This is a genomic window from Actinoplanes sp. NPDC048796 (assembly GCF_040650035.1).
In the GTDB taxonomy this organism is placed as follows: Bacteria; Actinomycetota; Actinomycetes; order Mycobacteriales; family Micromonosporaceae; genus Actinoplanes.
Map to the genome: position 1 here is coordinate 86,430 of NZ_JBEZGO010000012.1, position 26,432 is coordinate 112,861.

General features: G+C 68.4%; 23 protein-coding genes and 1 pseudogene. 12 read left to right on the forward strand and 12 right to left on the reverse strand.

The window, feature by feature from the left end:
- The first annotated feature begins 241 nt into the window (after positions 1 to 241).
- From hemC to AB0C26_RS35860, 3 genes are all read left to right on the forward strand, one after another.
- The gene (hemC, locus tag AB0C26_RS35850) at positions 242 to 1,165 is read left to right on the forward strand and encodes a hydroxymethylbilane synthase (RefSeq protein ID WP_360256795.1); all 924 of its coding nucleotides are present in this window, start codon (positions 242 to 244) and stop codon (positions 1,163 to 1,165) included.
- Entirely contained in the window at positions 1,166 to 2,074 is a 909-nt protein-coding gene (locus tag AB0C26_RS35855) for an RNA polymerase sigma factor (RefSeq protein WP_360256798.1), read from the forward strand.
- Positions 2,075 to 2,171: 97 nt separating this feature from the next.
- Entirely contained in the window at positions 2,172 to 3,272 is a 1,101-nt protein-coding gene (locus AB0C26_RS35860) for an acyl-CoA dehydrogenase family protein (RefSeq protein WP_360256801.1), read from the forward strand.
- 122 nt (positions 3,273 to 3,394) lie between these two features.
- On the opposite strand, the gene AB0C26_RS35865 is transcribed toward AB0C26_RS35860, so the two are convergent.
- A complete protein-coding gene (locus AB0C26_RS35865; protein ID WP_360256803.1) occupies positions 3,395 to 4,261 on the reverse strand; it encodes a dienelactone hydrolase family protein in 867 nt (288 codons plus the stop codon).
- Between the two features lie 261 nt (positions 4,262 to 4,522).
- Here AB0C26_RS35865 and AB0C26_RS35870 point away from each other — a divergent pair, with 261 nt between their 5' ends.
- Positions 4,523 to 5,002 (forward strand): FBP domain-containing protein, encoded by a 480-nt coding sequence (locus tag AB0C26_RS35870; protein ID WP_360256806.1) that lies wholly within the window; start codon positions 4,523 to 4,525, stop codon positions 5,000 to 5,002.
- Positions 5,003 to 5,174: 172 nt separating this feature from the next.
- On the opposite strand, the gene AB0C26_RS35875 is transcribed toward AB0C26_RS35870, so the two are convergent.
- Entirely contained in the window at positions 5,175 to 5,759 is a 585-nt protein-coding gene (locus AB0C26_RS35875; protein WP_360256808.1) for a DUF1684 domain-containing protein, read from the reverse strand.
- 338 nt (positions 5,760 to 6,097) lie between these two features.
- Between AB0C26_RS35875 and AB0C26_RS35880 the strand changes: the two genes are divergently transcribed.
- The 3 genes and pseudogenes from AB0C26_RS35880 to AB0C26_RS35890 form a co-directional block, all read left to right on the forward strand.
- The gene (locus AB0C26_RS35880; RefSeq protein WP_360256811.1) at positions 6,098 to 7,378 is read left to right on the forward strand and encodes a ricin-type beta-trefoil lectin domain protein; all 1,281 of its coding nucleotides are present in this window, start codon (positions 6,098 to 6,100) and stop codon (positions 7,376 to 7,378) included.
- 34 nt (positions 7,379 to 7,412) lie between these two features.
- The gene (locus AB0C26_RS35885) at positions 7,413 to 8,777 is read left to right on the forward strand and encodes a PHB depolymerase family esterase (protein WP_360256813.1); all 1,365 of its coding nucleotides are present in this window, start codon (positions 7,413 to 7,415) and stop codon (positions 8,775 to 8,777) included.
- 509 nt (positions 8,778 to 9,286) lie between these two features.
- A pseudogene (locus tag AB0C26_RS35890) lies at positions 9,287 to 9,505 on the forward strand (amino acid transporter); the annotation flags it as partial.
- A 432-nt stretch (positions 9,506 to 9,937) separates the two neighbouring features.
- On the opposite strand, the gene AB0C26_RS35895 reads toward AB0C26_RS35890, so the two are convergent.
- A complete protein-coding gene (locus AB0C26_RS35895) occupies positions 9,938 to 10,567 on the reverse strand; it encodes a hypothetical protein (RefSeq protein WP_360256815.1) in 630 nt (209 codons plus the stop codon).
- A 604-nt stretch (positions 10,568 to 11,171) separates the two neighbouring features.
- On the opposite strand from AB0C26_RS35895, the gene AB0C26_RS35900 reads away from it, so the two are divergent.
- The 3 genes from AB0C26_RS35900 to AB0C26_RS35910 all read left to right on the forward strand — a co-directional run bounded on the left by AB0C26_RS35900 (position 11,172) and on the right by AB0C26_RS35910 (position 13,551).
- Complete coding sequence (locus AB0C26_RS35900) at positions 11,172 to 11,987, forward strand: chitosanase (protein ID WP_360256817.1); 816 nt, start codon at positions 11,172 to 11,174, stop codon at positions 11,985 to 11,987.
- Between the two features lie 34 nt (positions 11,988 to 12,021).
- On the forward strand, positions 12,022 to 12,423 hold the full coding sequence (locus tag AB0C26_RS35905; protein WP_360256819.1) for a peptidase inhibitor family I36 protein: 402 nt from the start codon (positions 12,022 to 12,024) through the stop codon (positions 12,421 to 12,423).
- Between the two features lie 732 nt (positions 12,424 to 13,155).
- Positions 13,156 to 13,551: an ester cyclase gene (locus AB0C26_RS35910; RefSeq protein WP_360256821.1), complete on the forward strand. Its 396-nt coding sequence runs from the start codon at positions 13,156 to 13,158 to the stop codon at positions 13,549 to 13,551.
- Between the two features lie 266 nt (positions 13,552 to 13,817).
- On the opposite strand, the gene AB0C26_RS35915 is transcribed toward AB0C26_RS35910, so the two are convergent.
- From AB0C26_RS35915 to AB0C26_RS35945, 7 genes are all read right to left on the reverse strand, one after another.
- Positions 13,818 to 14,513, reverse strand: coding sequence for a GNAT family N-acetyltransferase (locus tag AB0C26_RS35915; protein WP_360256823.1), 696 nt, complete (start codon positions 14,511 to 14,513; stop codon positions 13,818 to 13,820).
- A 1-nt stretch (position 14,514) separates the two neighbouring features.
- On the reverse strand, positions 14,515 to 15,972 hold the full coding sequence (locus AB0C26_RS35920) for an MFS transporter (protein ID WP_360256825.1): 1,458 nt from the start codon (positions 15,970 to 15,972) through the stop codon (positions 14,515 to 14,517).
- A gap of 126 nt (positions 15,973 to 16,098) precedes the next feature.
- Positions 16,099 to 17,811: a CocE/NonD family hydrolase gene (locus AB0C26_RS35925; protein WP_360256827.1), complete on the reverse strand. Its 1,713-nt coding sequence runs from the start codon at positions 17,809 to 17,811 to the stop codon at positions 16,099 to 16,101.
- A gap of 325 nt (positions 17,812 to 18,136) precedes the next feature.
- The gene (locus AB0C26_RS35930; protein WP_360256829.1) at positions 18,137 to 19,156 is read right to left on the reverse strand and encodes a proline iminopeptidase-family hydrolase; all 1,020 of its coding nucleotides are present in this window, start codon (positions 19,154 to 19,156) and stop codon (positions 18,137 to 18,139) included.
- 399 nt (positions 19,157 to 19,555) lie between these two features.
- A complete protein-coding gene (locus AB0C26_RS35935; RefSeq protein WP_360256832.1) occupies positions 19,556 to 20,872 on the reverse strand; it encodes an FAD-binding oxidoreductase in 1,317 nt (438 codons plus the stop codon).
- The gene (locus AB0C26_RS35940; protein WP_360256835.1) at positions 20,869 to 21,747 is read right to left on the reverse strand and encodes an LLM class flavin-dependent oxidoreductase; all 879 of its coding nucleotides are present in this window, start codon (positions 21,745 to 21,747) and stop codon (positions 20,869 to 20,871) included. The genes AB0C26_RS35935 and AB0C26_RS35940 overlap by 4 nt, the downstream gene beginning before the upstream one ends.
- A 174-nt stretch (positions 21,748 to 21,921) precedes the next feature.
- On the reverse strand, positions 21,922 to 23,067 hold the full coding sequence (locus tag AB0C26_RS35945; RefSeq protein ID WP_360256838.1) for an endo-1,4-beta-xylanase: 1,146 nt from the start codon (positions 23,065 to 23,067) through the stop codon (positions 21,922 to 21,924).
- Positions 23,068 to 23,231: 164 nt separating this feature from the next.
- Here AB0C26_RS35945 and AB0C26_RS35950 point away from each other — a divergent pair, with 164 nt between their 5' ends.
- Positions 23,232 to 24,158, forward strand: coding sequence for an NADP-dependent oxidoreductase (locus AB0C26_RS35950; RefSeq protein ID WP_360256840.1), 927 nt, complete (start codon positions 23,232 to 23,234; stop codon positions 24,156 to 24,158).
- 7 nt (positions 24,159 to 24,165) lie between these two features.
- On the opposite strand, the gene AB0C26_RS35955 is transcribed toward AB0C26_RS35950, so the two are convergent.
- Positions 24,166 to 25,062 (reverse strand): GGDEF domain-containing protein, encoded by an 897-nt coding sequence (locus tag AB0C26_RS35955; RefSeq protein WP_360256842.1) that lies wholly within the window; start codon positions 25,060 to 25,062, stop codon positions 24,166 to 24,168.
- A 272-nt stretch (positions 25,063 to 25,334) separates the two neighbouring features.
- On the opposite strand from AB0C26_RS35955, the gene AB0C26_RS35960 reads away from it, so the two are divergent.
- Positions 25,335 to 25,541: a DUF397 domain-containing protein gene (locus AB0C26_RS35960; RefSeq protein WP_203777612.1), complete on the forward strand. Its 207-nt coding sequence runs from the start codon at positions 25,335 to 25,337 to the stop codon at positions 25,539 to 25,541.
- A gap of 4 nt (positions 25,542 to 25,545) precedes the next feature.
- On the opposite strand, the gene AB0C26_RS35965 is transcribed toward AB0C26_RS35960, so the two are convergent.
- Positions 25,546 to 26,367, reverse strand: coding sequence for a helix-turn-helix transcriptional regulator (locus AB0C26_RS35965; protein ID WP_360256845.1), 822 nt, complete (start codon positions 26,365 to 26,367; stop codon positions 25,546 to 25,548).
- Between the last annotated feature and the right edge of the window lie 65 nt (positions 26,368 to 26,432).

The following is a 26,432-nucleotide window of genomic DNA, read 5'->3' on the forward strand; positions in this document are numbered from 1 at the left end:
CAGCGTCACCGGCCTGCTGACCCGGGTACGCGCAACACCGGCTGACACGGCCGCCCGGTGCTTCGCCGTGCTGGCCGGCCGCCTGATCGGCGCCAGCCGGGTCGGCGAAAGGTTCCCGCGGGGAGGAAACGGGCTGCTGGACGCGCAGGGACGTCATCCGGGTGAGGGTTCAGCGCGGGCGGCTACCGACCTCAGCGTGGGCGGCGCAACCCGGCCGGCTGATCGGTCTAACCTGGCGGTCATGCGTACGCTCCGTATCGGCACCCGGAACTCGCCCATGGCCCTGGCCCAGGTCGAGCGGGTGCGCCGCATGCTGGCCGAGCGGTATCCGCACGTCGAGGTCCAGGTTGTCTCGATGACCACCAGCGGTGACCGGTGGCAGGGCGACCTGGCCCTGCTGGGCGGCAAGGGCGCGTTCACCAAGGAGGTCGACGGCGCGCTGCTGGCCGGCGAGGTCGACCTGGCCGTGCACTGCGTCAAGGATGTGCCCGGCGACCGCCCGGCCCCGGCCGGCACGGTCCTGGCCTCGTACCTGGCCCGCGACGACGTCCGCGACTGCCTCGTGCACCCGGCCGGGACCCGCCTCGAGGACCTGCCGCCCGGCGCCCGGATCGGCACCTCGGCCGTACGCCGGGTGGCCCAGCTCGCCCTGCACTGGCCGCACCTGACGCCGGTCCCGATCCGGGGCAACGCCAACAGCCGCCTGGCCAAGCTGGCGGCCGGCGACTACGACGCGCTGCTCCTGAGTGCGTCCGGGCTCGAGCGCATCGGCCAGGTGAACCGCATCACCCAGTACCTCGACGTCGACACCATGGTGCCCGCGGTCGGCTCGGGCACGCTGGTGCTGCAATGCCGCGAGGACGACCGGGACACGGTCGAGCTCGCCGCCGCGCTGGGCGATCCGCGCACGTGGCAGGAGACCGTGGCCGAGCGCACGATGCTGCACGTCCTGCAGGGCTCCTGCCACTCCCCCATCGGCGGCTACGCCCGGACCGAACCGGACGGGCGGATCAGCCTGCGCGCCCGCGTCGTCAGCCTGGACGGCAAGACGGTCCTGGACGCGCACGAGTGGGCCACCGACCCGGTCACCCTGGGCACGTCGGTGGCCGCCGCCCTGCTGCGCCAGGGCGCTCGCGACGTTCTGGGGCCGAGCTTTAATGGGTGAGTGCTCAGATCGGACGCGGAACTAGTCAGGGCGGCGCGCACCGGGGACATGGCGGCGTTCGCCGTGCTCACCGAGCGGCACCGGGCCGGGTTGCGGGCCACCGCGATCGCGGTGCTCGGATACACCGACGAGGCCGAGGACGCCGTGCAGGACACCATGCTCACGGCCATGCGCAGGCTGCCCGAGCTGCGCGACCCCGAAGCGGCCGGGCCGTGGCTGCGCCAGATCGTTCGCAACACCTGCAAGATGCTTTTACGCCGTCGTCAGCCGGTGCCGGTCGCCGAACCGGAACCGCTGATGCCGCCCGCCGGGGATCCGCGGCCGGACGAGGTGCTGGGCCAGTCGTACGCCCGGGACTGGGTCCGGGACGCGGTCGGCCGGCTGTCGCTGCCCCTGCGTGAGGTCGTCCTGCTGCGCTACTTCAGCGACTACACGTCGTACCACCAAATCGCCGAACTTTGCGGGATCGGCGAGGACACCGTGGCCAGCCGGCTGCGCGACGCCCGGCGGACCTTGGCGCACACGCTTCGCGAGACCGCGGACGACGCCCATCACGCGGCGGATCACGAGGCCCACCGCCGGCAGGCGCGGGACCATCTGACGGCGATGCAGAGCGGCACGTACGACCGGGTCCTCGACGACTGGTACCGGCCCGACCTTTCGGTCTTCGCGCTGGGCGGTCTGGTCGGCGACCGGTCGGCGCTGCGCGCGATGATGGACTACACCTTCGGCGCGGGTGTGGGCGTCCGGCTGCGGGACGCCACCGCCAGCGGGGAGGTGCTGGTGTGGGACACCGACTACATCAACCCGCACTCGGATCCCGAGCACTGTCCCCCGGGCTCGGCCTGGCTGATCCGCCTGCGTGAGGGCCGGGTGGCGCGGATGGGCGTCGCGTACGCCACGAGGTGAGACCGGCGTCATAGCGATCCGGGCGCAGTTTCCGCGGATCCGGCGCATCTCGTCCGGACGGGCCCGAACCGCGGGTCCCCGACGGAAGGGATCGGTCATGCCGATCGACGAACTGCCCGAACTGCTGCGCCCGGCGATCGAGAAGTACCGCGACGAGGCCGAGGAACGCGGACGACCGGCCGGCGAGCTGGTGACCGAGCTGCGGGAGCGGGGCGCGTTCGGCGTACTCACCCCGCGCGAGCGGGGCGGGTTCGGGGTGCCGGTGGCCGAGGCGCTGGACTTCTACGCCCGCGTCGCCCGCATCGACGGCCCGACCGCCTGGTTGCTGTGGAACTTCAACCTCGGCTTCGCGGCGGGCTGGCTGCCGGAGGAGGCCACCGAGCGGATCTGGGGCGGCGGCACGGCCCCGCTGATCGCCAACTCGGGCTCGCCGGGCCTGCTCACCCCGGTCGACGGTGGCTACCAGCTGAACGGCACCTGGAAGATCGTCAGCGGCGCCCACGTGGCCGAGTGGTACCTGCTGGCCGGGGCCGACCCGACGGCCGGAGCCGGCTTCGACGCGTTGCGCTTGTGTGCCGTGCCACGCTCCGAGGTGTCCATTCAGGACACGTGGGATGTGGTGGGCATGCGGGCGTCCGACAGCAACTCCGTCACCGCCGAGAACGTCTTCGTCCCGGCGCACATGACCCAGGCGTTGTTCGCCCCGCACCACGCCACCGGGCTGCCCGTGATCAACCTGCTGTTCCCCGGCTGCGCGGCCGTGCTGATCGGCATGGCCGAGGCGGCGATCGACGAGCTGATCGCCCTGGCCGCCGTGAAGAAGGGCTTCGACGGCATCACCCTGGCCGAGAAGGACCACGTGGCGATCGCCGTCGGCCGCTCGCTGTCGCAGGTGGCGGCGGCCCGGGGCCTGCTGCTGGCCACACAGCGCGACCTGGACCGGGCGGGCGCCGCCTCGACCGAGCTCGACCGGGCCGCCGTGCGCGGCGCCATCGCCCACGTGACGGAGACCGCCCGGACGGTCCTGACCGCCATGTACGAGGCCGGCAGTTCCGACCCGCTCTACCGGACGAGCCGGCTGGGCCGCATCTACCGTGACGGCATGGCCGCCGCCCAGGCCGCCAACCTCTCCACCACCCAGTGGACGATCCCCGGCCGGCTGGCTCTGAGCCAGCCGGTGGGCTGGCCGTTCATCTAAGAGGCGAGGTCCGGGTCTGGAATGGACAACGGCCGGCCCGGCGCACCGTCGGGTTCGGGATGTGGTGGGCTCAGCGCGGCCAGTTCTGCTCGATCATCAGGCAGCGCAACTCCATGGTCCTCTCACTGGCGTGCGGGCTCGGAAATGGTGAAGAAGTCGTCGATGAGCTGGGCCGTCCGCACGTCCTGGTTGGTCCGGCCCATCACGGCGGGGGCCTGGGCCGGTCCCGGGATCGTATGGCCGCCGCCGTGCACGGTGTAAAGCGCTACCGGCGGGTGCCCGGGCTCGCGGTATTCGGTGCGCTCGACGAAGGTCTTGGCGTCGGCCGCCGGCAGTTTCGTGGTGGTGGGCGCGGCGGTGATGCCGTTGCGGGCGGCGAAGTAGGCCGCGGTCTGGGGCGCGGACAGGCTGCGGCCGCCGATTTTGAACACCTTGCGCGCCCACCAGCTGAACTGCCCGCCCTCGTACTTGACGATCGGGTCCTTCGTGCCGTGGATGAGCAGGACCGGCATCGGCGCCGGCGGCGCGTCGGCGATCAGGAAGCTCTCGGGCGCCGGCATGGTCGCGGCGATCACGGTCGCCCCCGCGATCAGCTGCGGGGCCTCGTGGGCCAGGCGTATCACCATCTGACCGCCGTTGGAGTAGCCGACCGCGTACACCCTCGCCGGGTCGATGCCGTGGCTGACAGCGAGCTTCTCCACCAGCGCCCGGGCGAAACCGACGTCGTCACTGTCGTCGATGCGGGCCGGGAAGGCGCTCTCCCGCCGGGCGTCGTTCCAGTTGCCCTTGTGGCCGTCCGCGTAGACGACCACCGCGGCGCCGCTCTCGGCCAGGGCGTCGTAGGCGCGGCCGATGAACTCGCGGTGCTTGGCCCCGGTCTGCTTCGAGCCGTGGAAGACGAGCAGGAGACTCCGTCCGGGCCGGCCGGCCGAGGGACCGATGATTTCGTACGTCCGCCGGGTGCCGTTCACAGTGATGCCGTCGAGCATGACCGCCTCCTGAAGGGGATTAACTATCCGATCCCAAGATAGCAGGAGCGGATTTTTTATCCGATAGACGGAGTCGCCGGCGAGATCCACCAGCAGGGCGCACGGGTCAGCGAGGACGACGCGCGCCTCAGGCGTCCCGGAGCGGCGCACAGCGCCGGCGCGGTCTGCCTGCGGCGGTCGCGGGCGAGGCTCGGCGCCGCCGACAGCCTATGATATTTTTTCTTTTGCCTAAAGCGTTTAGGCAGACGTACCGTGGAGCGCGTGAAGCCGCTGACCGAGCAGGAAATCCGTGCCGCGTTCGTGAACTGCAGCAAAGGCGAGGCCACGCGCCTGTACGTGCCACGTGACCTGAGTGACCAGCCCTGGGAAGAACTCGACTATCTGGGCTGGCGAGATCCCCGCGCCCCGCAGCGGGCCTACCTCGTCGCCGGTGACCAGGCGCTGGTTCTGCGGACCCCGAGCGCCGGCGCCGAGCGGATGCGGCGCAGCATGTGCTCGATGTGCACGGTCAGCCCACTGGCCGGCGTCTCGTTGATGGTGGCGCCGCGGGCCGGCGCGGCCGGCAAGCGCGGCGACTCGGTCGGAAGCTACTTCTGCAACGACTTCGGCTGCTCGCTCTACCTTCGCGGCAAGCGTGATCCGGGCCCCGGCGGCCGCCTGCCCGAGACGATCTCCCTCGAGGACAAGGTCGAGCGCCTGGCCACCAACCTCACCGCGTTCCTGGGCCGGGTCGCCGCGTGAACCGCGCGAAGGGTGAGAACCAGGACGCTTGACATACGTACGGCGAAACTCGGCGGCCTGGAAGTCGGCCGAATCGGACCGGCGCGATGGGCACGTCCCACGGCTACCGGCGGCGGCCGCGACGACGCCGAGTCGATCCGCACCATCCAACGCTGACCACCCCAGTGGCGCCTCAGTGGTACGTCAGTTCGCCCGCCTCGATGGTGGCGTCGATGCGGTTCTCCATCGGGGCCAGCGGGCACTGCCAGGCGTCGTCGTAGGCACAGGACGGGTTGTAGAGGTAGTTGAAGTCGAGCTTGACCCGCGTACCGGAAATGATCTGAAGGCCCCGGCCGAAGGTGCCCTTGACCGTGTCGGTGAGGTAGCGGCCGCCGCCGTAGGCGCCGTGGCCGCACAGGCCGTCGCGAACCGGAAGGAAGAGGCCGCCGCCGTAGGCCTTGATCCACCAGAGGGACAGCTCGCCGAGTGGCGTCTCGAGGATGCCGACCCGGTTGTAGTGAACGACGCCGTCCTCCCCGCCGGTGTCGATGTCGATCTCGCCGTCGGCCGGGCGCAGCGTGGCTTCGACGATGGCGCCGTCGTTCGGCGGCAGGTAGCGCAGTCCGCGGAACTGGGCGCGAGCTTCCGGCGGGATGGCCGACTGGGGGTGCGTACCGAAGAGCTCGTCGCGCTGGGCGCGGAACTCCTTCAGGTCGGTGTCGGCCAGATACATCCGGGCGACGGCGGCGCGATAGTCGGTGAGCTCCAGGGCGTTCATGGCCCCAAACGTATGGCGTCACGGATGCCGCCGTCCCGTGAAACTCGCCTCAGCCTCCCGACTCGAACCGCTCTCGGCCATAACATCTTTTCTCCGGAAAACTTCCGGAAGATTTCAAAAGCTGCGACACGACCAATCTCGGCCTCGGCCCAAACTTTCGGCAGCTGAGCTGCGCGCTTGTCCGCTTTGCCGAGAGAAAGTTACGAAACATCTCCGAAACTTATTGTTCACCGGTGATCGCTGCGCCTAGCATCGCTCACACATTGAGATGCATCCATGCCCTGCTCGAGAAGGGAGAGGCCGTGGAGACGAGTACACGTCGTGGACGGTCGTCGAGAATGCGGACCGCGGTCGGGGCCATCGTCACGGCGGCCGCCGTCGCGGTGGGCATGATCGCGACGATTCCGCAGGCGAGCGCGGCGGCCGACAACCCCTACCAGCGGGGACCGGATCCCACCGTGGCCAGCGTCGCCGCCCAGTACGGGTCCTTCGCCACCGCCCAGATCACGGTGCCGCCCGGCAACGGTTTCAACGGCGGCTTCATCTACTACCCCACCGACACCAGCCACACGTACGGCGCGGTCGCCATCGTGCCCGGATACACCGCCCTGTTCGCCAACGAGGAAGCCTGGATGGGCCCGCGGCTGGCGTCCTTCGGGTTCGTCGTCATCGGCGTCGAGACCAACAGCCGCAACGACTACGACGCCGCCCGCGGTACCCAACTGCTCGCCGCCCTGGACTACTTGACCAACTCCAGCGCGGTACGCGACCGGGTCGACCGCAACCGGCTGGCGGTCATCGGCCACTCGATGGGCGGCGGCGGCGCCCTGTACGCGGCCACCCAGCGCCCGTCACTGAAGGCCGCCATCGGCCTCGCGCCGTTCAAGCCGTCCGGCAACCTGGCCTCGGACACCGTGCCGACGATGATCATCGGCGGGATCAACGACACCACTGTCACGCCGTCCTACCTCGACGGCCTCTACCCGACCCTTCCGGCGGCGACGCCCGGCGCGTACCTCCAGCTCGCCAACGCCGACCATCTCTATTTCACCCGGCCCAACGACATCGAGCTGCGCAGCCAGATCGAGTGGCTGAAGATCTTCGTCGACAACGACACCCGCTACAGCCAGTTCCTCTGCCCGAGTGTCAAGGACACCACCGGCATCGTCCGGTCGAACGTCAAGTGTTCGACCATCCCGGGCGACGGTTCGACGCCTCCGCCCACCACGACGCCTCCGCCCACCGGGTCCAACCGGATCGTCGGCGCGCAGTCGGGCCGATGCCTCGACGTGCCGGGCTCCTCGCAGAACAACGGCACCCGGGTACAGCTCTACGACTGCAACGGCCAGGCCAACCAGACCTGGACGCTCACCTCGAGCAAACAACTGACCGTGTACGGATCCCGCTGCCTCGACGCCGCCGGCTCCGGCAACGGCTCGGCCGTACAGATCTACAGCTGCAACGGCCAGGCCAACCAACAGTGGAACGTCAACTCCAACGGCACCATCACCGGCGTCCAATCCGGACGCTGCCTGGACGTGTGGGGCACCGGCAACGGCCAGCAGATCCAGCTCTGGGACTGCAACGGCCAGGCCAACCAGAGATTCAGCCTGAACTGACCGAGCCGGCATCCCGTCGTCGAAAGAAGGTCTGATGAAGCGCCTCTTGAGTGTCCTGCTGGCGGCCGGCATGGCGCTGGTCGCCGGTCTCGCCGCGATCCTGGTGTCCGGTTCCCCGGCGATGGCGGCGAGCCTGACCCGGGTGACCAACTTCGGCACCAACCCGACCAACCTCAACATGTACATCTACGTGCCGGCGAACCTCGCGCCCCGGCCGGCGCTGCTGGTGCTGGTGCACTACTGCAGCGGTTCGGCGAGCGCCGTCTTCAACGGCAACGGCCACGACTACGTGACCGCGGCCGACCGCTACGGCTACATCATGGTGCTGCCCGAGGCCACCCGCAGTGGCAGCTGCTTCGACGTGTCGACCGCCGCCGGGCTCCGGCGCAACGGCGGCAGCGACTCCACCGGCATCAAGTCGATGGTCGACTACGCCCGCTCGCAATACCCGAGCATCGACTCCTCCCGCATCGTGGTGTCGGGGTTCTCCTCCGGCGCCATGATGACCAACGTCCTGGCCGCCGAATACCCGGACGTGTTCAGCGCCGGGTCGGCCTTCTCGGGCGTACCGGCCGGCTGTTTCGCCACCAGCGACGGGTCGATGTGGAACAGCCAGTGCTCCGGCGGCAACATCAGCCGAACGGCCCAGCAGTGGGGCGACACCGCCCGAGCCATGTACCCGGGCTACACCGGCGCCTATCCGCGCATGCAGTTGTGGCACGGCACCACCGACACCACGCTCGCCTACCCCAACTTCGGCGAGGAGATCAAGCAGTGGACGAACCTGCACGGCCTGTCGCAGACGCCGGCGTACACCGATCGCCCGCAGTCCTCGTGGACCCGGACCCGCTACGGTGACACCGGTACCCGGGCGACCGTCGAGGGGATCAGCATCTCCGGCGTCGGCCACCAGCTTCCGATGAGCGGCCAGATCGCGTACGCCATCTCCTTCCTCGGACTCGACCAGCCGTCCACCCCGCCGACATCGACCCCGCCGCCGACGACGACCCCGCCGCCCTCGGGCGGCGCGAACAAGATCGTCGGAACCCAGTCCGGCCGGTGCCTTGACGTGCCGAACGCGGCGCGCACCAACGGGACGAGGGTGCAGCTCTACGACTGCAACAGCCAGGCCAACCAGCAGTGGACCTACACGGTGAGCAAGCAGCTTCAGGTGTACGGCAGCATGTGCCTGGACGCGGCCGGTTCCGGCAACGCCTCGGCGGTGCAGATCTACGCCTGCAACGGCCAGAGCAACCAGCAGTGGAACGTCAACACCAACGGCACCGTCACCGGCGCCCAGTCCGGCCGCTGCCTCGACGTGTGGGGAACCGGCAACGGGCAGCAGGTTCAGATCTACGACTGCAACGGACGGCCCAACCAGCAGTTCACACTCCAGTGACCACTGCACGGAGCCACCTGTTAGCCACCTGACCAGCTGACCTCGGAGGGCCGTTCGGCCATCGCGGGTCGTTGTTCATCTCCGGCAGCCTGCGCGGGTGCCTCGCAAAGATGGTGGCCGCGAACCCGTGGACTATTTCCTCCGGCCTTTGCGGACGCCGCTTCCGCCGCCGCGCTCCAGCTCCCTCGTTGCCCTGGTACGACGTGATGGGGCAGCGGCGGCAGAGGGAGAAGCGGCGGCGGACCGAGGAAACGCGCTCCGGAAGGCCAACGACATCACGACCGCGACGGGGGCAGCACCGTCTGCGAACGACTCACGGGACGGCGGAACAGCGGCGAACGGCGCCGGTTCTGCCGGATCGGGTTCAGGCGTCGGTGGGCGGTTCGTGGTAGGAGCAGGTGACTCACAGTTCGGCGTCGCCGAACGGGACGTCGACGTAGTTGCAGTGGTGGGGCCGGTCGGGCTGGTCCGGGTGCACTCGTGGGACGAAGAAGCGGCAGGTGAGGCACGCCGCACCCAACGCCATCGCCGCGATTCTGCTCGCCCTGCGCGATACCACCGGCGTACGCCCGCACTGTTACCTCGCCTGGGCCGAAGGCAGCCCACTCGTGCATATGATCCGCTACTTCCTGCTCGGCCGCGGCGACACCGCCCCCGTCGCCCGCGAGATCATCCGCGAACACGAAGCCGACCCGGACCGCCGCCCCGGCATCCACGTCGGCGCGTGACACCGGCGCCCGGCGCCTGCAGTTCGAGCTTCCGGACGGGCTGGCCCCGGTCACCGGCAAGGCCGCCGGGGCTTCGACCGGCGGAGCCCTGAACAGCAAGGACTCACAGCCAGTCAGGTCGGTCAAATCGGTCAGGTCGGCCACCTCGACGGCTTCGGCACAGATGCTCGGCTGACAGTGCCGAACTCACCTCGCGCGATGTAGCGGCAACTTCCCGGTAGCTCTTGACACTCGCAGCTTGGACCCGAAGGCGTGAACGCCAAGACCAAACGCATCATGCGCCAGATGCACGGCGGAGCCGGGTTCACCCTACTCCGCCACCGCAGTATTCTCAACTGACCTCACCCACCGCCACCACTGAAAGAGCACCAGTGCCTCTCATGGCACCGTCCGCCCCATCGGCAGAAATCGTTGGGCCGTCGTACGAACGTGTTACGGCCGGAGAGGAAGAGTTTCACCATTGAGGAGCTTCTTTCCCGCCTCGACCTTGGCTTCGTAGGCCGACGCCTTCTTCCACAACTTGGCCAGTTGCCGGGCATCGCCGAAGTCATAGCCGCGCGCGAAGAACGCGTCGACCATGGCCGCTTCTTCAGGTGTTTGACCGTCATAAACCTGCGAGGTCGGAGGGAACGGGAGGGGGCGCTTGTCAAGAAGCTGCTCGCCCGCCTCGATTTTGGTTGCGGTGATGTTCTCCGTCTTCCAGAGTACTGCCAGCCTGGCGGCATCGGCATAGTCGTATCCGGCGGCAGAGAACCGGGTGATCGCAACCCGGTCGGACTCGCTCAACCAATCCGGAAACCCCTTATCCGGACTCGGCTCAGCCTGCGCGGCCACCGTGACCGCACCAGCCGCCGACATCGGTTGATCGTTGTGACCATGGAGGTACGAGGCACCGGCGAACAGGCTGGCGCCGATCACCACACCGGCCGTTGACCGCAGGAACACCTGACGGCGCCGGTACCTGCCGGCCAAGGACTCGACCTTTGCCGTTAATGCCAAGACGTCATAGTTGGTGTGCTCGTACGCGGCCATTGCGTCGCTGAGCCGGTGGTCGTGTTCCACTGTTGCTCCTTGAGAGTCATCCATCCGTCTCAAAATGGTGGACGGGTACGCCCGAACTGTCGTCCAGCCCTCAGCGGATCGACTTCCGAGCGCTACGTCTCTATGACTCCTGCCGCACGGCGGTTGTGCACACGCTCGACCAACTTTCTTGGCTGCGTCCGCCTCTGGGCTCGGTTCAACAGTCAACACCGCTACCACGGCGAATCAGCACAGTGCCACCACAGGCAGGAGGGCCGCCGGGTAGGAGCCGACCGCGCTGCTGGCGGCACAAGCAGATGTGGTTCGTCCGCACGGAGGGCCGCGGTGGGTCACTCTCGGCAAAGCCTGCCGCAGCCGAAAGTACCAGCAACACGGCCACCCAAGAAATCACGCGCCCTCGCCGGCGCATCGATAATGGACCGAAACGGAGAAGGCGCGGCAAAGTTCATTGCATATCGAAGATAAGGATGTGAAATTTCCCGCCCGCGAAATATTCTCAAGAACGTCTTAAGTTGCTTTCTCTTTCATAGTCATCAGTGCTTCGATCTGCCGGACACCCGTCCCGGCAGTTTCGGAGGCTTCTTCAGCAATGCGCGCCCCCCGCAAGGTGATCAGCGTAATCGCCGTGGCTACCGTCGCCATCGGCCTCCCCGTAACAGTCCGCTTCACGGCCGAGGCCGCCACGAGCCCGTCTCGGGCTCGGGCCGTTCAGGTCACGGGAAGCGTCGGCCTGGACGATCCGGCGAAGAAGGAAATCGCGATGGAAATTGTTTCCAGCGCGGAAAACTCGTCGCTCAACTGGAAGGCGCAGTATGCCTACATCGAGGACATCGGCGACGGCCGCGGCTACACCGCGGGTATCATCGGCTTCTGCTCCGGCACCGGCGACATGCTCGAGGTCGTCCGACTGTACGAGCTTCGAAAGCCGGGTAACGTGCTGTCGCCATTCCTGCCCGCCCTTGAGAAGGTCGATGGCACCGCTTCTCATGCGGGTCTAGGGAGCAAGTTCGTCAACGCGTGGCGGACGGCGGCCAAGGATCCGGTCTTCCAGCAAGCGCAGAACGAGGAAAGGGACGCCGTTTACTTCGACCCTTCGGTCGCGCAGGCCAAGGCCGACGGGCTCCGAGCGCTCGGCCAGTTCATCTACTACGACGCCATCGTCATGCACGGTCCGGGCGACGACGGATCGAGCTTCGGGGGAATTCGCAAAGCGGCTCTCAAGCAGGCTCAATCGCCGGCGCAGGGCGGCGACGAGGTCGCCTACCTCAATGCTTTCCTGGACGCCCGCAAGAAGGTCATGCGGCAGGAAGAAGCCCACGCCGAGACCGGCCGCATCGACACCGAGCAGCGGGTCTTTCTGCGCGCGGGAAACCTTGACCTTGATCCGCCGCTGAAGTGGGCGGTCTACGGCGCCGACGACACCTACGAGATCAGCGGCTAATTATCTTGGCAAGCAGGAAAGGACTGTTCCAGTCATGAACCGAATCAGGCGGCGAACGGCAGTACTCGGAGCCGTAGCCCTAGGCGCCCTCGGAGTAGGCGCTGTCGTTGCCTCACCAGCCCAAGCCGTGACCCCGTGCAACAATCGGCTGTGTTACGACGAAAACGCTGGCTATGAGGGCGCATCCGGACAACACAGCTCGGCCGACATAGTCAACCTGGGACCTTATTTCGATGGCTGGCAATGGCGCCCCGCCGGCTATCTGAACGACAAGATCTCCTCCATCCGAAATCACGATTCTGTCTCATGGTGCTTCTGGGAGAACGTGAACGCCACGGGCAATAAGTACCAGGTATACCCGGGCTGGGACGTGCCTCAGGTCCCCGCCTACATCAACGACAAGATCTCCTACGCCACCCGAGGTAACTGTTGGTAAATAGCCGGTAGCGGTGCCTTTTGAACAGCACAGCGACGTTCCGGGGTTGGGGCATCGAATCTTGGCCGACTGCTGTCTTGCCGGCAGCCCCGTCCTATGTCGACTGCAGTGCACCCGCCCCTGCCGTGGCCTGCACCGTCACGGTGAAAAAGGCTCAATGCGGCATGTCAGTTGCTGCGCCGTCGGTTCCGCGTCTGGTGATGGTGCGCGTCTGCGGATTTGACGCGCTCGTCGATGTCGCTGGCTGGTCATATCCAGCGGACCCGGATGGTGTCGCCGACGGCGCAAGGCTCGCCCAACGCCGAGATCGGACGGCAGGTCGGGAGGAGCAAGCAGCCGGTGATCGCCTAGCGAGCTCGATACGAGACCGGAGGGATCAACGCGCTCGCCGATCTGCCTCGTTCGGGCCGGCCAGGCGATCATCGACGAATCCGAGCTGATCATCTCGACGCTGGACCCGCGCCCGAGGCGTTCGGGGCGCGGCTACTCTCGGATCACCTGGCCCACGGCGGGATACCGGTCAGCATCGCAGAGGTCGCCCGGATGTGGCGCGCTACGCCCGTCGAAGGCAGCCCATGGCCGTGATACCACGGCATTCTTCATGCTCGGTGACCCCACACACCCGGTTTGAACGAACCGGCAACACTCCCGTCAATAGGAACGGAAGCGCCGAAGCCGGGCCTGATCCAGGTCCGTGCCCAGGTAGCGAATCTCCTAAGAAGGCGGTACACCATGGATCCGAAGACCGTTCTGCAGCAGTTCTGGGCCGACTTCGAGGAAGGCGACCTGGACCGCACCTGGGACACCTACGTCTCCCCCGACCTGATCATCCACCCGTCCTCCGGGTTCGAACTCACCCGTACGACGTGGCTGGCCGCCGAGAAGGGGTTGTTCAACTCCTTCGACAACATCCGAGTGCAGGTCCTCGACCAGGTCCGCGAGGGGGACAAGGTGGCGACCCGATTCGCCGTCACCGGCACCCAGAAGGCCGAATTCTTCGGTGTTCCGTCCACCGGCAGGACGGCCACGATGACCGGCACCACCGTCGACGTCGTCCGTGACGGGCGCATCGTCGAGCACTGGGCCGAGGTCGGAATCTCGCACTTCCTGCAGCAGCTGGCCGCCTGAGCCGCTGATCCATCACGTGAAGCTCGACTCCGGATGACCTCGAGCTTCACGTCGGTCCGCACGCGACCCACGGTGGCGACCGCTGGAGACAGTCCGGCGGCCGCCACCGGGTCCCCAGCGTCTCTCGGCGGGGCCGCCTCGGCCTTGCCGGAATGCTCGAGTGGCGCCTCGCCGTACCCGGCGCCTTGGTTTAAGAGGCAAAGCCTGTTCGACTGTACGGTGTTCTCATCGGTTCGCTTCGACATGACCGGCGACACGCACCTTGGTCAGGCCGACCGCCTTGTGAACAGCCCGGCCGACCTCCATGTCCGCAGCAACGCGGGCGGGCGCGACCTGTGACTGTCCACGGTGACTCTGGGAGAAGGCAGCCACTGCCCGTGGTCCGCTGTCTCCGGCACGCGCCGGCGTCGAAGTTCGAAGTGCCGTTGACCGCTGGTAACCCACGAACGTACCGACCAATCGCCCGATCGGTTCCCTTCCCGGCCGACCGAGCGAACCAAGGCGTGACAACCCACGTTCACAGCGTCGGCCACTGCCTCGAGGTGAGTGATCCCCGCCGCCTCGACCTGGTCCAGCAGGCCGTTGACGACCAACCGGCCGACGCCACGCCGCTGCCAGCGGTCCGCCACCAGGACGGCGAGATCGCCCGGCTGCGAAGAGTCGGCCGGCCACGCGCACTCGGCCATCCCGATCAGCTTGCCGTCGACGAAGGCCACGTGACCCAGCCAGCTCCGGCTGGAAGACACCGGGCGGCGCAGCCGGGCGAGGTAGACCGGCGGCAGCCGGGTGTTGCCGGTCAGGAACCGACTGGTCAGCGTGCTCACGGAAAAGGAGGACTCGGCCTCTTGGAGACGCTGCAGATCGCCCTCGGCCCAAGGTCTCGCGTAGATGTGTGGCCCCATGTTGTTGCAGACGCGGCGGCCGTCCGGCAGTTCATCGGCACCGCGGGTGCTGGGCGTCATATCATGCGCTGGTCAATGCCAGAGGCGTGTGGGGTGCCGCTGACCGGACATGGACCTGAGGGGTCAGGGCCGAGGCGATCGCGCTGGCGACGGCGAATGCCGCGGCTACCAGCAGGCCCCACTGGAACCCGCCGACCAGCGCCTCGGTAGTGGTGGCCCCGTCGCCGAGCAGGGCGGTGACGTGCCCGGAGGACACGGTCGTCACCACGGCGACGCCCACGGCGCCGCCGACCTGACGACCGGTGTTGATCACCCCGGAGGCTGTCGCGGCCAGGTCGGACGAGACGTCAGCGACGGCGGCGATCTGGCCGACGGTCAGGGTGCCCACGACACCCACCCCGAACAGGGCCAGGCCCGGCATCATGGTGAGGGTGTAGCTGCTGTCAGCGTCCGCGCGTGACAGCAGCACCAGCCCGGCCGCGGCCAGGACCGAGGTCCCCACCTGGACCGGCTTGGTTCCGAAGCGGCTCACCAGGCGGGCGGCGAGGATGGCACCCACGATGCCGGTGATGCCCATCGGCAACAGCCGCAGCCCGGCTCCGAGCGCTGAATAGTGCCGTACCTGTTGGAAGAAGATCGACGCCAGGAAGAAGAGGATCAGGAACGCGCCGCCGTTGAGGGTCAGCGCGATCGTCGAGCCGCTCATCGTCCGGGTACGGAACAGGGAGAGAGGCACCAGCGGCCCGGCCGAGCGCTGCTCGACCCAGGCGAACAGAGCGAGCAACAGGGCTCCCCCGCCCAGCAGGCCGATCACCTCGACCGACAGCCATCCCGACGCGTCCGACCGGATGACACCGAGCACGACGAGGAGCAACCCCGCCGTGCTCAACAACGCCCCGGCGATGTCGAAGCTCCGCTTCGCCTCGCTCGCTGCCCGGCTTTCGGCCAGCAGCAGGACCGTCGCAGCCATGACGATCGCGATGATCGGCACGTTGACCAGAAAGATCCAGCGCCACGACCACTGGTCGACCAGGACTCCGCCGAGGATGGCACCGAAGGTCCCGCCCAGCCCGGCCAGGGCGCCCCAGATGCTCAGGGCGAGGGCTCGCCGCCGGCCGTGGGGGAACAGCAGAGTCACCATGCCGAACGCCGCCGGCGACAGCAGCGCGCCACCGAGGGCCTGCACCCCGCGCAGCGCGATGAGCTGCGCGGGAGTGGAGGCCAGCCCGGCGAGCAGCGAGGCGAGCCCGAACAGCAGCAGACCGGCCAGGAAGATCCGGCGCCGCCCTAGTAGATCGGCCAAACGACCGCCGAGCAGCAGGAAGCCTCCGAAGACGAGGGCATAGGCGCTGACGACCCACTGGAGCGCCGCAGTCGACGAGAACCCGAGCTCCTCGATGCCGGGCAGGGCGATGTTCACGATCGTGACGTCGAGCAGAACCATGAACTGGGCGATGGCCAGAACCATCAACTGGACCCAGGGCCGGTCGCGGACGCGGTCTTTCCATGACGTGGGCACGTCTGATCAGACGGTTCGCCGGGTCCGAGGTTCGTTCCCGGCCAGCGGAGATTCCCTTGAGTATCCGCCTCGCTCACGGGCTGGTTTCGTCAAGCGGGTGACGGACAGTGATGTGTCGACGGGCGATCAAAGAGCCGAGCGACCTCCGACCAGGGGCAGCTCCACGCGGCTGGCCGTCGGCACTACGGAAATGCGGGTGCCGGGCAGCGGCCGCAGCGTGTAGTCATGATCAGTGGAGATGACCACCAGACCGATCTGATGACCGGCCTGGAACACGTAATCCTTCGGCTGCAGGTTCCATCGCAGACGGTAGCGTTGCCCGGCGACCACGGGCTGGGAGATCTGTGCCGAAATCCGGTTCCGCGGGTCCATCCAGCCGCGCGATACCACCACGGGCGCGGATCCGCCGGGTCCGAAATCGACCAGCAGCGCGGTCAGGTTGGCGGCGGTGCGGTTGTCGATGCTCGCGGTCAGCGTCACATACGGGGTACCACTGAGCCGTGCGGGCTTGGTCAGGGGCGGACGGCGATAGATGAGCCGATGCGCCGCCGACGGATCGGCGATCAGTGCCTCCGCCGTCACGGTGCGGCCGTTGTCGGTGAAGGTGTCGACGCGGTTCGGGCCGGTGGCCAGTGGGACGGTGACCGGCTTCGACCCGGGCACCGGCCAGCTGGTCGCCCGCTCGGTCACGGTGGCGTTCGCGTCTTCGAAGGTCACCGGCGGCTCGCGGTCCACACCATTGTCGACGCCGTAGAGGTAGTGCTCATGCCAGCGGTCCACGGTTTCCCAGAAGTCCGAAGACCTGGCGACGCCGTGACCGCCGTCGTAGAGCCAAAGCTTCCGATCGACGCCGGCGCGGCCGAGCGCCTCCCAGAAGCGGATGCCCTGTTGAGTTTTGACGTTCCAGTCACGTAATCCTTGGACAACGAGGACAGCAGCCTTGATCTGACCGGCCCGCGCCGCATAGTCGCGTTCCGCCCACACCGGGGAATAGTCGCCGGAGACGCGGTCCTGCTCAGCTTCGAGCCGATCCATGGCTGCCGCGCAGGCCTCGGGGTGCTCGCGGGTCAGCACCGCCCTGGCCATGATGTCCAGGTCCTCGCCCTGGTAGTTGCCCGGCGCGACGACCAGTCCGTTGGCGCGGTAGTAGTCGTACCAGCTCGTGACCGCCGACATCGGGATGATCGCCTTCAGCGCCGACCGCCCGGTGACCGCAGCGGCGATGGGCAGGGTGCCGTCGTACGATGCGCCCCACATGGCGACCGACCGAGCCGACCAGGTAGCTCGAACGATCTTGCCGGCGGCGTCGTAGGCCCGTCCCTTGCCGTCGAGCCAGTCGATCACCGCCATGGTGGCGGCGGTCTCGTCCTTGCCTCCGGCATCGGGGCACCCGGTCGACCCCGCAGTGCCGAGACTGTCCATGATGATCGAAGCGTAGCTTCGGGCAACGAGATGGCTTCTGATGCTGACGCGGTCGTCATGCCGCCGGCGTTCGGTGCCCGAGGCGGAGCTCTGCTGCGGCAGCCTGCCGACGTCGACGTTGTGGTAGGGCACGTCCAGAAAGCCGCCGTAGTACGGCGACGCGTCGATGATCGAGGCGACCTTCTGACCGGCCCGATCCGTCTCGACGGGGCGGATGATGTTCAAGTGCACCCGGTCGGGCCGGTGGTCGTTGTCGCTGTCCAGCGGCGCCTCGACCCAGACATCCTCGACGATCGGTTCATCGTCGGCGGCCGGCCGGCTCGGGCCGGCCGGCACCGCCGACGCGGGTGACGACACCCCCAGGACACACACTGTCGCCGCCGCGAGCGCGGACGCGGTGCGGGATACGATCCTCAAACTTCTCTCCTCAGTAGAGCGTGCTCTCCTCTAGGACGCTCCTGATGACCTCGCCGTTGAACCCGCATTCCCATCAATCGGCATTCTTGTTCCCTGGGGTGAGGCCGGCGCTGCCTCAGGTCGGGCGGCCGGGGATCCCGAAAACGGCCGCCCGCCCGCGCCCGAGCCACGTGGCTGGCCGATCGAGACGTCCACCGCCAAGCCAGTGGGCCGAAGGGCGAACCGCCGCCGCCCTTTGACCCCCAGCCACCGCTCACGTTGTGCTACGTGTATTGCACCGCGCCCGCCTTGACCACCTCGATCAAGCCCGTCACGTGGTCGCGAATCAGCAGTGTTTGTCCTGGCGACGCAGATAAGAACGTAGGGTTGCGATGTAGGCGCGCTCGTCTTCGAGCCAGGCGAAGTGGGCGGTGTTGGCGAACTCGGCCCGCTCGGTATGGGGCAGCCTGTTCTCGAGGCCGTCGAGGCATCGCACTTCGAACTCGTCGAAACGGCCACGGGTCAACAGGAACGGCAGCTTCAGCTCGCGCAGCCGGGACGTGCGGTTCCACGGAGCCAGGTTGCCGGTGACCACGAATTCGTTGGGCCCGTTCATGGTCGCGTAGACCTGGTTGCCGTCAAGATTGGCAATGGTCCGCAACAGGGCGTCCGGCAACTCCTTGCCCCGGTACAGGAAGTTGTCGTAGAAGACCTGCACCGCGGCCAGATACTCAGGTGCGGTGTAATCGCCACGAGCTTCGTAATAGTCCAGCGTCCGCTGAGTTTCCCGCGGAAGCGTCGCCCGCAGCCGCTTGGTCCCGGCGACGAATTCCGCCGTGCTGCCGGACGTGCTGGCCAGCACCCCGCTGACCACACCACGCGGACGGCGCAGAAGGTACTCGATGGCCAGCCAGCCGCCGAACGAATGCCCGAACAGGTGCACCTTCCCCAGCCCCAGGGCGGAGCGTACGGCGGCAACCTCCGCGACGGATCGCTCGAGTGTCCACAGCGCCGGATCGTTCGGTTTGTCCGACCGTCCGCAGCCCAGATGGTCGTAGAAGATCACCTGCCGGTCGTCGCCCAGGGAAGCCAGCGGCTCCAGATAGTCGTGACCCGCTCCCGGCCCGCCGTGCAGCGTCAACAGTGGCACTCCGCGACCGGTGCCGACGACGTTGACCCACACCTTGCCACCGGGGACAGCGATCATCCGCTCCCCCGGTTCGAGCGGCCGGGAGCCGCTTCCGCCGGCGAGGGCCGGCTGCGCGGCGGCGGCGGTCGCGGCCACGCCCATACCGGCCGCCGCCAGCCCTAATCCGCTCTTCAGCAGAAGTCGGCGGTTGATTGCATTACCGTCGGCATTTGTCATCAGTTCTCCGATGGTCGGCCCGGAAAGAGGCGAGTGAAGACACGCCTTCGACCTCGTACGACGAAAGCGGCCCGGTTGAGTTCAGCCGCACCGGCGCGAATTCATCGGCAGGGCCTCGGACCAGCGCCGATAGGTGACATCGCCTATTCGCGTGCGGTGACCGCTGGTTGCCTCCAGCGGCGTATTGCGGAAAATCCTCCGGCATCAGCGTCACGTTGTAGCGGACGAGATTGTCCATTGCCTTCGCGTATTTCTCCGGCCTCCAGGCGGGAGACTGCTCGCCGTCGCGGGGTTCGTCCCCCATCTCGACGAGTGCCGCCGGCGAGCCATCGGCGGGCCGGTCAGCCGGCACCGTCCGTCAGGCCGCGAGATCGGACGGAAACCGGGGTGAGTACTCCTCTACGACAACTCGGCCGGGTACAAGGCTGAACGGAAGATGCCGTCCGGGTCGTAGCGCCGCCATAGCGCCAGGACGCGGTCGCCGGTGGCGCCGGGGTAGAAGCGGCGGAAGGCCGCCGCGTCGAGGCGGCTCTCGAAATTCGCGTACGCGCCCCGCGTATGTGCGCCGACCGGACGCCAGATGCGGTCGAGTGCCGTCCGGTCGCCGGGTGCGAAGACCGTGCCGACCACCAGCACGGTCGCGTCCCGGTGGGCGTAAGCGGTGGCGTCCGCGGCCACGTCGTTGACGGCGCCGCCGACCGATCGCAACTGCATCAACGCCGGATGCGGTCCGGTCACGGCCGCGGTGACGGCCTGGGCGGCGTTCGGGGTCATGGTGGGCAGCAGGCCGTTGGTGGTGTTGGCCGGCTGCTGGCCGAGGTTCGGATGCAGGTGGGCGGGTGACACCAGGGCCGCGTACGGAGCACGTTGAGTGCTCTCATCGAGCAACGAGCCGATCTTCAGCAGTGGCGTGACGGCCCGGCGCATACGCCCGGCGTCCGTCCCGGCGTACACGGCGGTCAGCGACAGGATCGCCTGCCGGCCGTGGGACATGAGCATGGCCGCCGTACTGAGTTGACGGGGCGCCCGGGCCAGGTGCTCCGCCCATCGGGTCAGCGTGCTCCCGTCCCGGGCGACCGCCAGGGTCAGCTGGGCGACCGTGATGTCGCTCAGCTCGGTGGCCTCGATCTCGAACGCGGTGACGATGCCCACGCCGGCGCCGGCGCCGCGTACGGCCCAGAACAGGTCGGGCTCGTGCTCGGCGTCGGTGCGCACGACGCGTCCGTCAGCGAGCACCACCTCGGCCGCCCGGATGTGGTCGATCGTCAGACCGTAGTCGCGGACCAGCCAGCCCACGCCGCCCGCGGTGGCGAGGCCACCGACGCCCACGTTGCCGTGGTCGCCGGAGCTGATCGCCAGCCCGGCCGGACTGAGGGCCTGGGCCACCTCGGCCCACCGCGCTCCGGCGCCGACGCGCACCAGCCGGGCCCGGCGGTCGAGGACGCGTACCTGGTTGAGCCCGGACAGGTCGATGACCACGCCGCCGTCGTTCGAGGAGCGCCCCGACAGGCCGTGTCCCCCACTGCGCACAGCGATCGGCAGGCCGCTGTCGCGGGCGTACCGCAACGCGACAACCACATCGGCGGTACTCTGCGGCAGCACCACCATCGCGGGTCGTGACACTTTGGTGTAGGTGGAGCGCAGGAGCCGGTAGCGCGGGTCGGACGGCAGCACGACCTTGCCGTCCAGCTCCTTCGGAAGAGTCGCCGGCGTCATCGGGCCACCCGCTCCCGCACGGCCGGGACGACCTCGCCGGCGAACAGCTCGAGCTGAGACTGTGATTCCGCGACCGGCCAAAAGATGAACGTGTCGAAACCCAGGCGGGTGGACCAGTCGGCCAGCGTGTCGGCCCACTGCTCGACACCGCCGGACAGGCCCGGTACACCCCGGGCCGGCCCGATCATGCCGATCACGTTGTAGACGCGCCTGATCGTCGCGGGGTCGCGGCCCGCCGCCCGGGCCGCCTCATCGATGATCTTCTGCTTGGCCGGCACCTCGTCCGGCTTCACGTAGATGTTCAGCGGCGAGATCCAGCCGTCGGCGTATCCGCCGGTCACGGCCAGCATCCGCGGACCTTGAGCGCCGAGCCACACCGGCACCGGCACGGCCGCGGCGGGCCCGGCCTGATAGCCCTCGATCCGGTGCTGCGCACCGTGCAGGCGCACGAAGTCGCCGGCCAGCGCCGGTTGCAGCACCTGCAAGGCCTCTTCGGTGTAGGTCACCATGTCGCGGTTGCCCCGGCGGGTGCCGCCCATGGCCGCGATGCCGTCGGCGAACGCGCCGCCGCCGACGCCCAAGGCCAGCCGACCGTGATGCAGCCTGTTGAAGGTGAGCGCAGCCTTGGCGAGCATGGCCGGAGGCCGCAGCTGCATATCGGCGACGTCGGTCATGAACCCGATCCGCCGGGTCTGCCCGGCCAGATGGGTCAGCCAGGTCCAGCTGTCGAGGTGACCGGCCTGGTAGGGATGATCCTGCACGGCCAGGTAGTCGAGTCCGGCCTCTTCAGCGGCCGAGGCCAGCCGTGCCGAGTCGTTGGCATGCGCCACGTCCGGGTCGAGACTCAACCCGAAGCGGAGAGGGTTCTTTGGCATGTCGACAACAGTCTTCGATGGTCCGCGTTTCGCCAACATGGCCATTAGTAACTTACAAAAAAGTAAGTGGAGATAAGCGGTTCACCGACTTCCAGCGCGACGAGCCGACCGCGCGCGACCAGCGGAGCATCGGCCGCCGCCGCCGGCTGCGCGCCGGCGGCAGCGGTCGGGTGCTCAGCGGCGCGGGGCGCCGGAGGCGAGTGCCAGGTCCTGCTGCAAGACGTCGTACTGGCCCTTCGGGTTCAGCTGCTCGTCGTAGATCAGGGCGGCGCCCTCCTGCGGGTCGGTGAACCAGCCGGGCACCCACGAGTAGGCGTCGCCGAATCCCCACGGCGTGAACGAGATGCAGGCGCGAACGGCCAGGCACGCCTTGAGCGTGCGGGACCAGTAGCTTTCCTGCGCGTACGGGGCGAGCGCGTCCACCGGCTCGTTGACGGCGTCGGGCTTGGTCTGCGTACGGACGTCCACCTCGGTCAGGGCGACCTTCAGCTTGAGGTCGGCGAAGCGCTCAAGGTTGTTCGTGAGGTCGGGGTAGCCGTACTGGGTGGAGAGGTGACCCTGGAATCCGACGCCATGGATCGGCACGCGCTGCGCCTGGAGCGAGCGCACCATCGCGTACACGGCGTCGCTCTTCACTCCGGTGAACTCGAGGTTGTAGTCGTTGTAGAACAGCAGGGCCTTGGGGTCGGCCTGATGCGCCCAACGGAACGCGTCGGCGATGTAGCCGGTGCCGCCCCACGCCTTGTACCAGATCGTCTGGCGGGGCTGGCCGTTGTCGTCGAACGCCTCGTTGACCACGTCCCACTGCCAGATGTCGCCCCTGAAGTGGCGCGCCTGGTCGAAGATGTGCTTCTTCAGTGCGGCCTTCACCTCGTCGTTCGACAAGGTGGTCGTGTAGCCGTCGGAGGACAGCCACGCCGGCAGCTGGTTGTGCCAGACGAGCGTGTGGCCGCGTACCAACTGCTTGTTCTTCTTCGCGAAGGCGACGACCTGGTCGGCCTTCTCCCACGTGTAGGTCCCGCGGACGGCTTCCACCTCGGCCCACTTCATCGCGTTCTCCGGGGTGATCGAGGAGAACTGCTCCGCGGCGATCCGCGTGTATTTCGCGTCGGTGCCCAGCAGATCCGGGTTCACGGCCGTGCCGACGCGCAGGCCCACGCCGGCGGCGAGCGCGCGGAGCGAATCGGCCGGGTACGACGGAGGTGGCGATGGTTTCGCGGTCGGCGGCACGGCACCGGCCGGCGACGAGCCGGCCAAAGTCAGCTGTCCGCCCAGCACCACCGCGGCGCTGACAACAGAAAGGACAAGTCGAAGACGCACCGGAACTCCTTGCGACGAGGACGATCAGGGTCCGAAACTTCCGGAAACATTCCGGAAGTAATTACTGGAATCTATGCGTGCCTCCTCAGGCGGTCAAGAGTTCCGCTCCCGATTCGCAACAGAGCGTGATGTCGTCCCGTGCGCTGACGGTCTAGAGTGGACGCGTGCTGGGAGTCGTCGCGGCCGCGCTTGGCGGGCCTGAGGTGTTGCAGGTGACCGAGTTGCCCGAGCCCGAGGCGGGGCCGGCGCAGGTGGTGGTCCGGATCCGCGCGGTCTGCGTCCACCCGGCTGACGTCGCCGCCACCACCGGAGAGATCCCTCTCGGGCCGGATGTGCCGCCGTTCTCGCCCGGGTGGGACATCGCCGGTGAGGTGGTGTCGGTCGGCCCCGGCCCGGCGGACCTCGAGGTCGGTGATCGGGTCGCCGGGATGATCCCGTGGTACACGACCCGGGGTGTGCCGGGCGGCTATGCCGAGTTCGTGGCCGCCGACACGGACTGGCTGGTGCGGTTGCCGGACGGGCTGGACTTCGTGTCCGCGGCCACCGTGCCGCTCAACGCCCAGACCGCACACCAGGGGCTCTCCCTGGTGTCATTGGCGATGCTCCCGGCCGGCAGCAGCATTCTGGTCACCGGGGCGAGCGGCGGTGTCGGCGGCTTCGCCACCCAGCTCGCCGTGCAGCGCGGCTACCGTGTCTTCGCGCAGGCCAGTCACGACGATGAGCAGTGGGTGCGCGAGCTCGGCGCGCACGAGGTCGTTCCCCGTTCCGTCGAGCTGTCCGCGGTGGGGCCGGTGGCCGCGGTGTTCGACGCGGTCCCCCTCGGCGAGGTGGCGGCCGCCGCCGTCGAGGACAGGGGGGTCGTGGTCGTGACCCGGCCCACGCCGGGCTTCGTTCCGGCCCGCGGTGTGCGCCAGGAGCTGCAACTCATCCGGCTCGACCGCGAGCTGCTGGCCGCGCTCGTGGGGCAGGTGGCGGCGGGACAGCTGCGCACGCGGGTCGCGGACACGATGCCGTTGACCGAGGCGGCCGAGGCTCACCGGCGGGTGCTGGCCGGCGGACTGCGCGGAAAGCTCGTGCTGACGGTGGGCTGACGCCCGATCACCGGTAGAGGGGCGAATTCTGGTCCAGGTACGGATCGGTGTCGGCCCGGATCGTCAGACAACTCGTGGGGATCGTGTCGACCATCGTGCCGGCGCCGTTCGGGCATCGGTAGCGAACCAGGGCCGCCCATTCGCAGGCGCTCTCGACGACTCCCGCCCGCCGGGCGCCACTGCGGTGCACCCAAACCGGGTCGCCCGGCCGGCACGCCACCGCGGGTTCCGGGGCGGCCGGCCCGTACGTCTCGGTGTGGTCGCCGTTCTCGCCGGCCACGACCCAGGTGATGCCGGTCCTGCCGGCGGCTTTCATGTGGCGCTTGGCGCTGAACATCGCCCGGTCGGCGCGGCGCAGCAGGTCGGTGAGGTCGGTCGAGCGGCCGGCCGGGACGACGCCGATCGAGGCGGTGACGGACAGCGCCTGTCCCCGGACGTCCATCGGGGGTGCGATCGCCGCGCTCAGCGCGCCGGCCACGTCGTGCCACCACGTCTCCGGGACGTCGGCGTGCGGGGCGCGCGGCAGGGCGGCGAACTCGTCACCGCCGAGCCGGGCCACCAGATGCTCGCCGAGGCACGTGGCCATGCGCTGGGCGATCACGCGGAGGACCTCGTCGCCGGCATCGTGCCCGTACGTGTCGTTGATCGGCTTGAAGCCGTTGAGGTCGAGGATCACGACGGCCGGCGAGCAGTCGCCACCGCGCAACAGGTCCGGCGCGAGCGCGTGGAAGAGGCGGCGGTTGGCGAGCCCGGTGAGCTCGTCGTGGCCGGCCATCCATCGCAGCGAGGCGCGCTCCTGCTCCAACTGCTGGACGTGGGCCGCGAGCTGATCGATGCGGGCCTGGAGGCGGGCGACGTCGGGCACACCGCCCGTCTCGGCGGCTACCGGATCGAGGATCCGCATCGGCCGTCCTCTCAGAACTGCGGCGGACCAGAGGGAAGCGAGGGATCGCCAGGCGCCACAGTGGAATCATGACAGCGGGTCCAGGCCCGTGCAAGATTTCACGAGGACGGGTCTCACGATGACAGGATGCATCCTCGGCGGGTTTCGGCTACGGTAAGTGCCGCCGCTTTCGTGGTGAAAGTTTCGGCCGTCTGATTCCGCACTTCAGGCGGACGTCGGAGCGGTGTCATGTCGATTACATACAGCGAGCAACGCCAGGGGCGGGGGCACTGATGAGCAGCGAAACCGGCTGGATTATTTCCAGCAGGTCGACGGGCAACGGTGGCAGTTGCGTCGAGGCCCGCCGCCAGGACGGCCTCATCGAGGTCCGTAACAGCAAGGCCCGCGAGGCCGGCACCGTGGTGTTCACGACCGACGAGTGGGACTCGTTCCTGTTCGGCGCCAAGCGCGGCGAGTTCGACCGGCTCCTCACCGACTAGCTCGTCACTGGAACTCTCCGACCGGTACGGAGACTTTGAGGATGAGATCGAACACCCGCCGGTATTCGTCGATCTCGACCTGCTCTTCCAGGTAGAGCGCGCCGACGTGGGATTCGAGGTAGACCACGTCCGGGTCGTCCGGATCGTCGAACTCCAGAATCCGGAAGGCGCCGGCCATCGCCGCGTGCGCCCCCACCGAGAACGGCAGCACCCGGATGTCGGCCGTGTCCTGTTCGGACAACCGCCGGAGATGCTCGATCTGCCCTTTCATCACCTGCTCGCCGCCGACCGGCCGGGTCAGCGCCCCCTCACCGAGCACTGTCACGAGGCGGATCGGCGGCCTGCGGGCGAAGAGTGTCTTCTGCCGTTGCAGGCGCAGGTTGATATGGCGCTCGGCGATCTCCGAGTCGGCCGGCTGCTCGGCGCCGAAGACGGCTCGCGCGTACTCCGGGGTCTGAAGCTCGCCGGGAACGATCTCGCCGTCGTACCCGAACATCCGGGACGCGGACGCCTCCAGCCCGACGTACAGCTTGAACCACTCGGGGATCACCGGGCTGGCGTCCCACCACTCCTGCTGTGACGTGCCCAGCGCCAGGTCGGCCAGCGCGTCGGTGATGCTCTGGTCGGCACCGTAGAGCCAGCACAGCGCGCGTACGTTGGCCCCGGTGACCGGCACTTTGCCCGTCTCGATGCGGTGCAGCGTCGGCTCCGAGATGCCCAGCCGCGCCTGCACCACATCACGCCGGCTCATCCCCGACGCGGTGCGCAGCCGCGTCAATCGCCGCCCCAACGCCCGCCGCACGACGCGTTGGCCTGTGACCGGCACGCCTTACCTCCGTTTGCCAACCCCTGTGGACGGTGATGCCGACCACCGTACCGGCAACGCCGCGT

Bases quoted from the DNA above. Each gene is read 5' to 3' on its own strand.
- hemC (WP_360256795.1), top strand. From the start codon at position 242: ATGCGTACGCTCCGTATCGGCACCCGGAACTCGCCCATGGCCCTGGCC.
- AB0C26_RS35860 (WP_360256801.1), top strand. From the start codon at position 2,172: ATGCCGATCGACGAACTGCCCGAACTGCTGCGCCCGGCGATCGAGAAG.
- AB0C26_RS35865 (WP_360256803.1), bottom strand. From the start codon at position 4,261: ATGCTCGACGGCATCACTGTGAACGGCACCCGGCGGACGTACGAAATC.
- AB0C26_RS35875 (WP_360256808.1), bottom strand. From the start codon at position 5,759: ATGAACGCCCTGGAGCTCACCGACTATCGCGCCGCCGTCGCCCGGATG.
- AB0C26_RS35880 (WP_360256811.1), top strand. From the start codon at position 6,098: ATGCGGACCGCGGTCGGGGCCATCGTCACGGCGGCCGCCGTCGCGGTG.
- AB0C26_RS35885 (WP_360256813.1), top strand. From the start codon at position 7,413: ATGAAGCGCCTCTTGAGTGTCCTGCTGGCGGCCGGCATGGCGCTGGTC.
- AB0C26_RS35905 (WP_360256819.1), top strand. From the start codon at position 12,022: ATGAACCGAATCAGGCGGCGAACGGCAGTACTCGGAGCCGTAGCCCTA.
- AB0C26_RS35910 (WP_360256821.1), top strand. From the start codon at position 13,156: ATGGATCCGAAGACCGTTCTGCAGCAGTTCTGGGCCGACTTCGAGGAA.
- AB0C26_RS35915 (WP_360256823.1), bottom strand. From the start codon at position 14,513: ATGACGCCCAGCACCCGCGGTGCCGATGAACTGCCGGACGGCCGCCGC.
- AB0C26_RS35930 (WP_360256829.1), bottom strand. From the start codon at position 19,156: ATGACAAATGCCGACGGTAATGCAATCAACCGCCGACTTCTGCTGAAG.
- AB0C26_RS35935 (WP_360256832.1), bottom strand. From the start codon at position 20,872: ATGACGCCGGCGACTCTTCCGAAGGAGCTGGACGGCAAGGTCGTGCTG.
- AB0C26_RS35940 (WP_360256835.1), bottom strand. From the start codon at position 21,747: ATGCCAAAGAACCCTCTCCGCTTCGGGTTGAGTCTCGACCCGGACGTG.
- AB0C26_RS35955 (WP_360256842.1), bottom strand. From the start codon at position 25,062: ATGCGGATCCTCGATCCGGTAGCCGCCGAGACGGGCGGTGTGCCCGAC.
- AB0C26_RS35960 (WP_203777612.1), top strand. From the start codon at position 25,335: ATGAGCAGCGAAACCGGCTGGATTATTTCCAGCAGGTCGACGGGCAAC.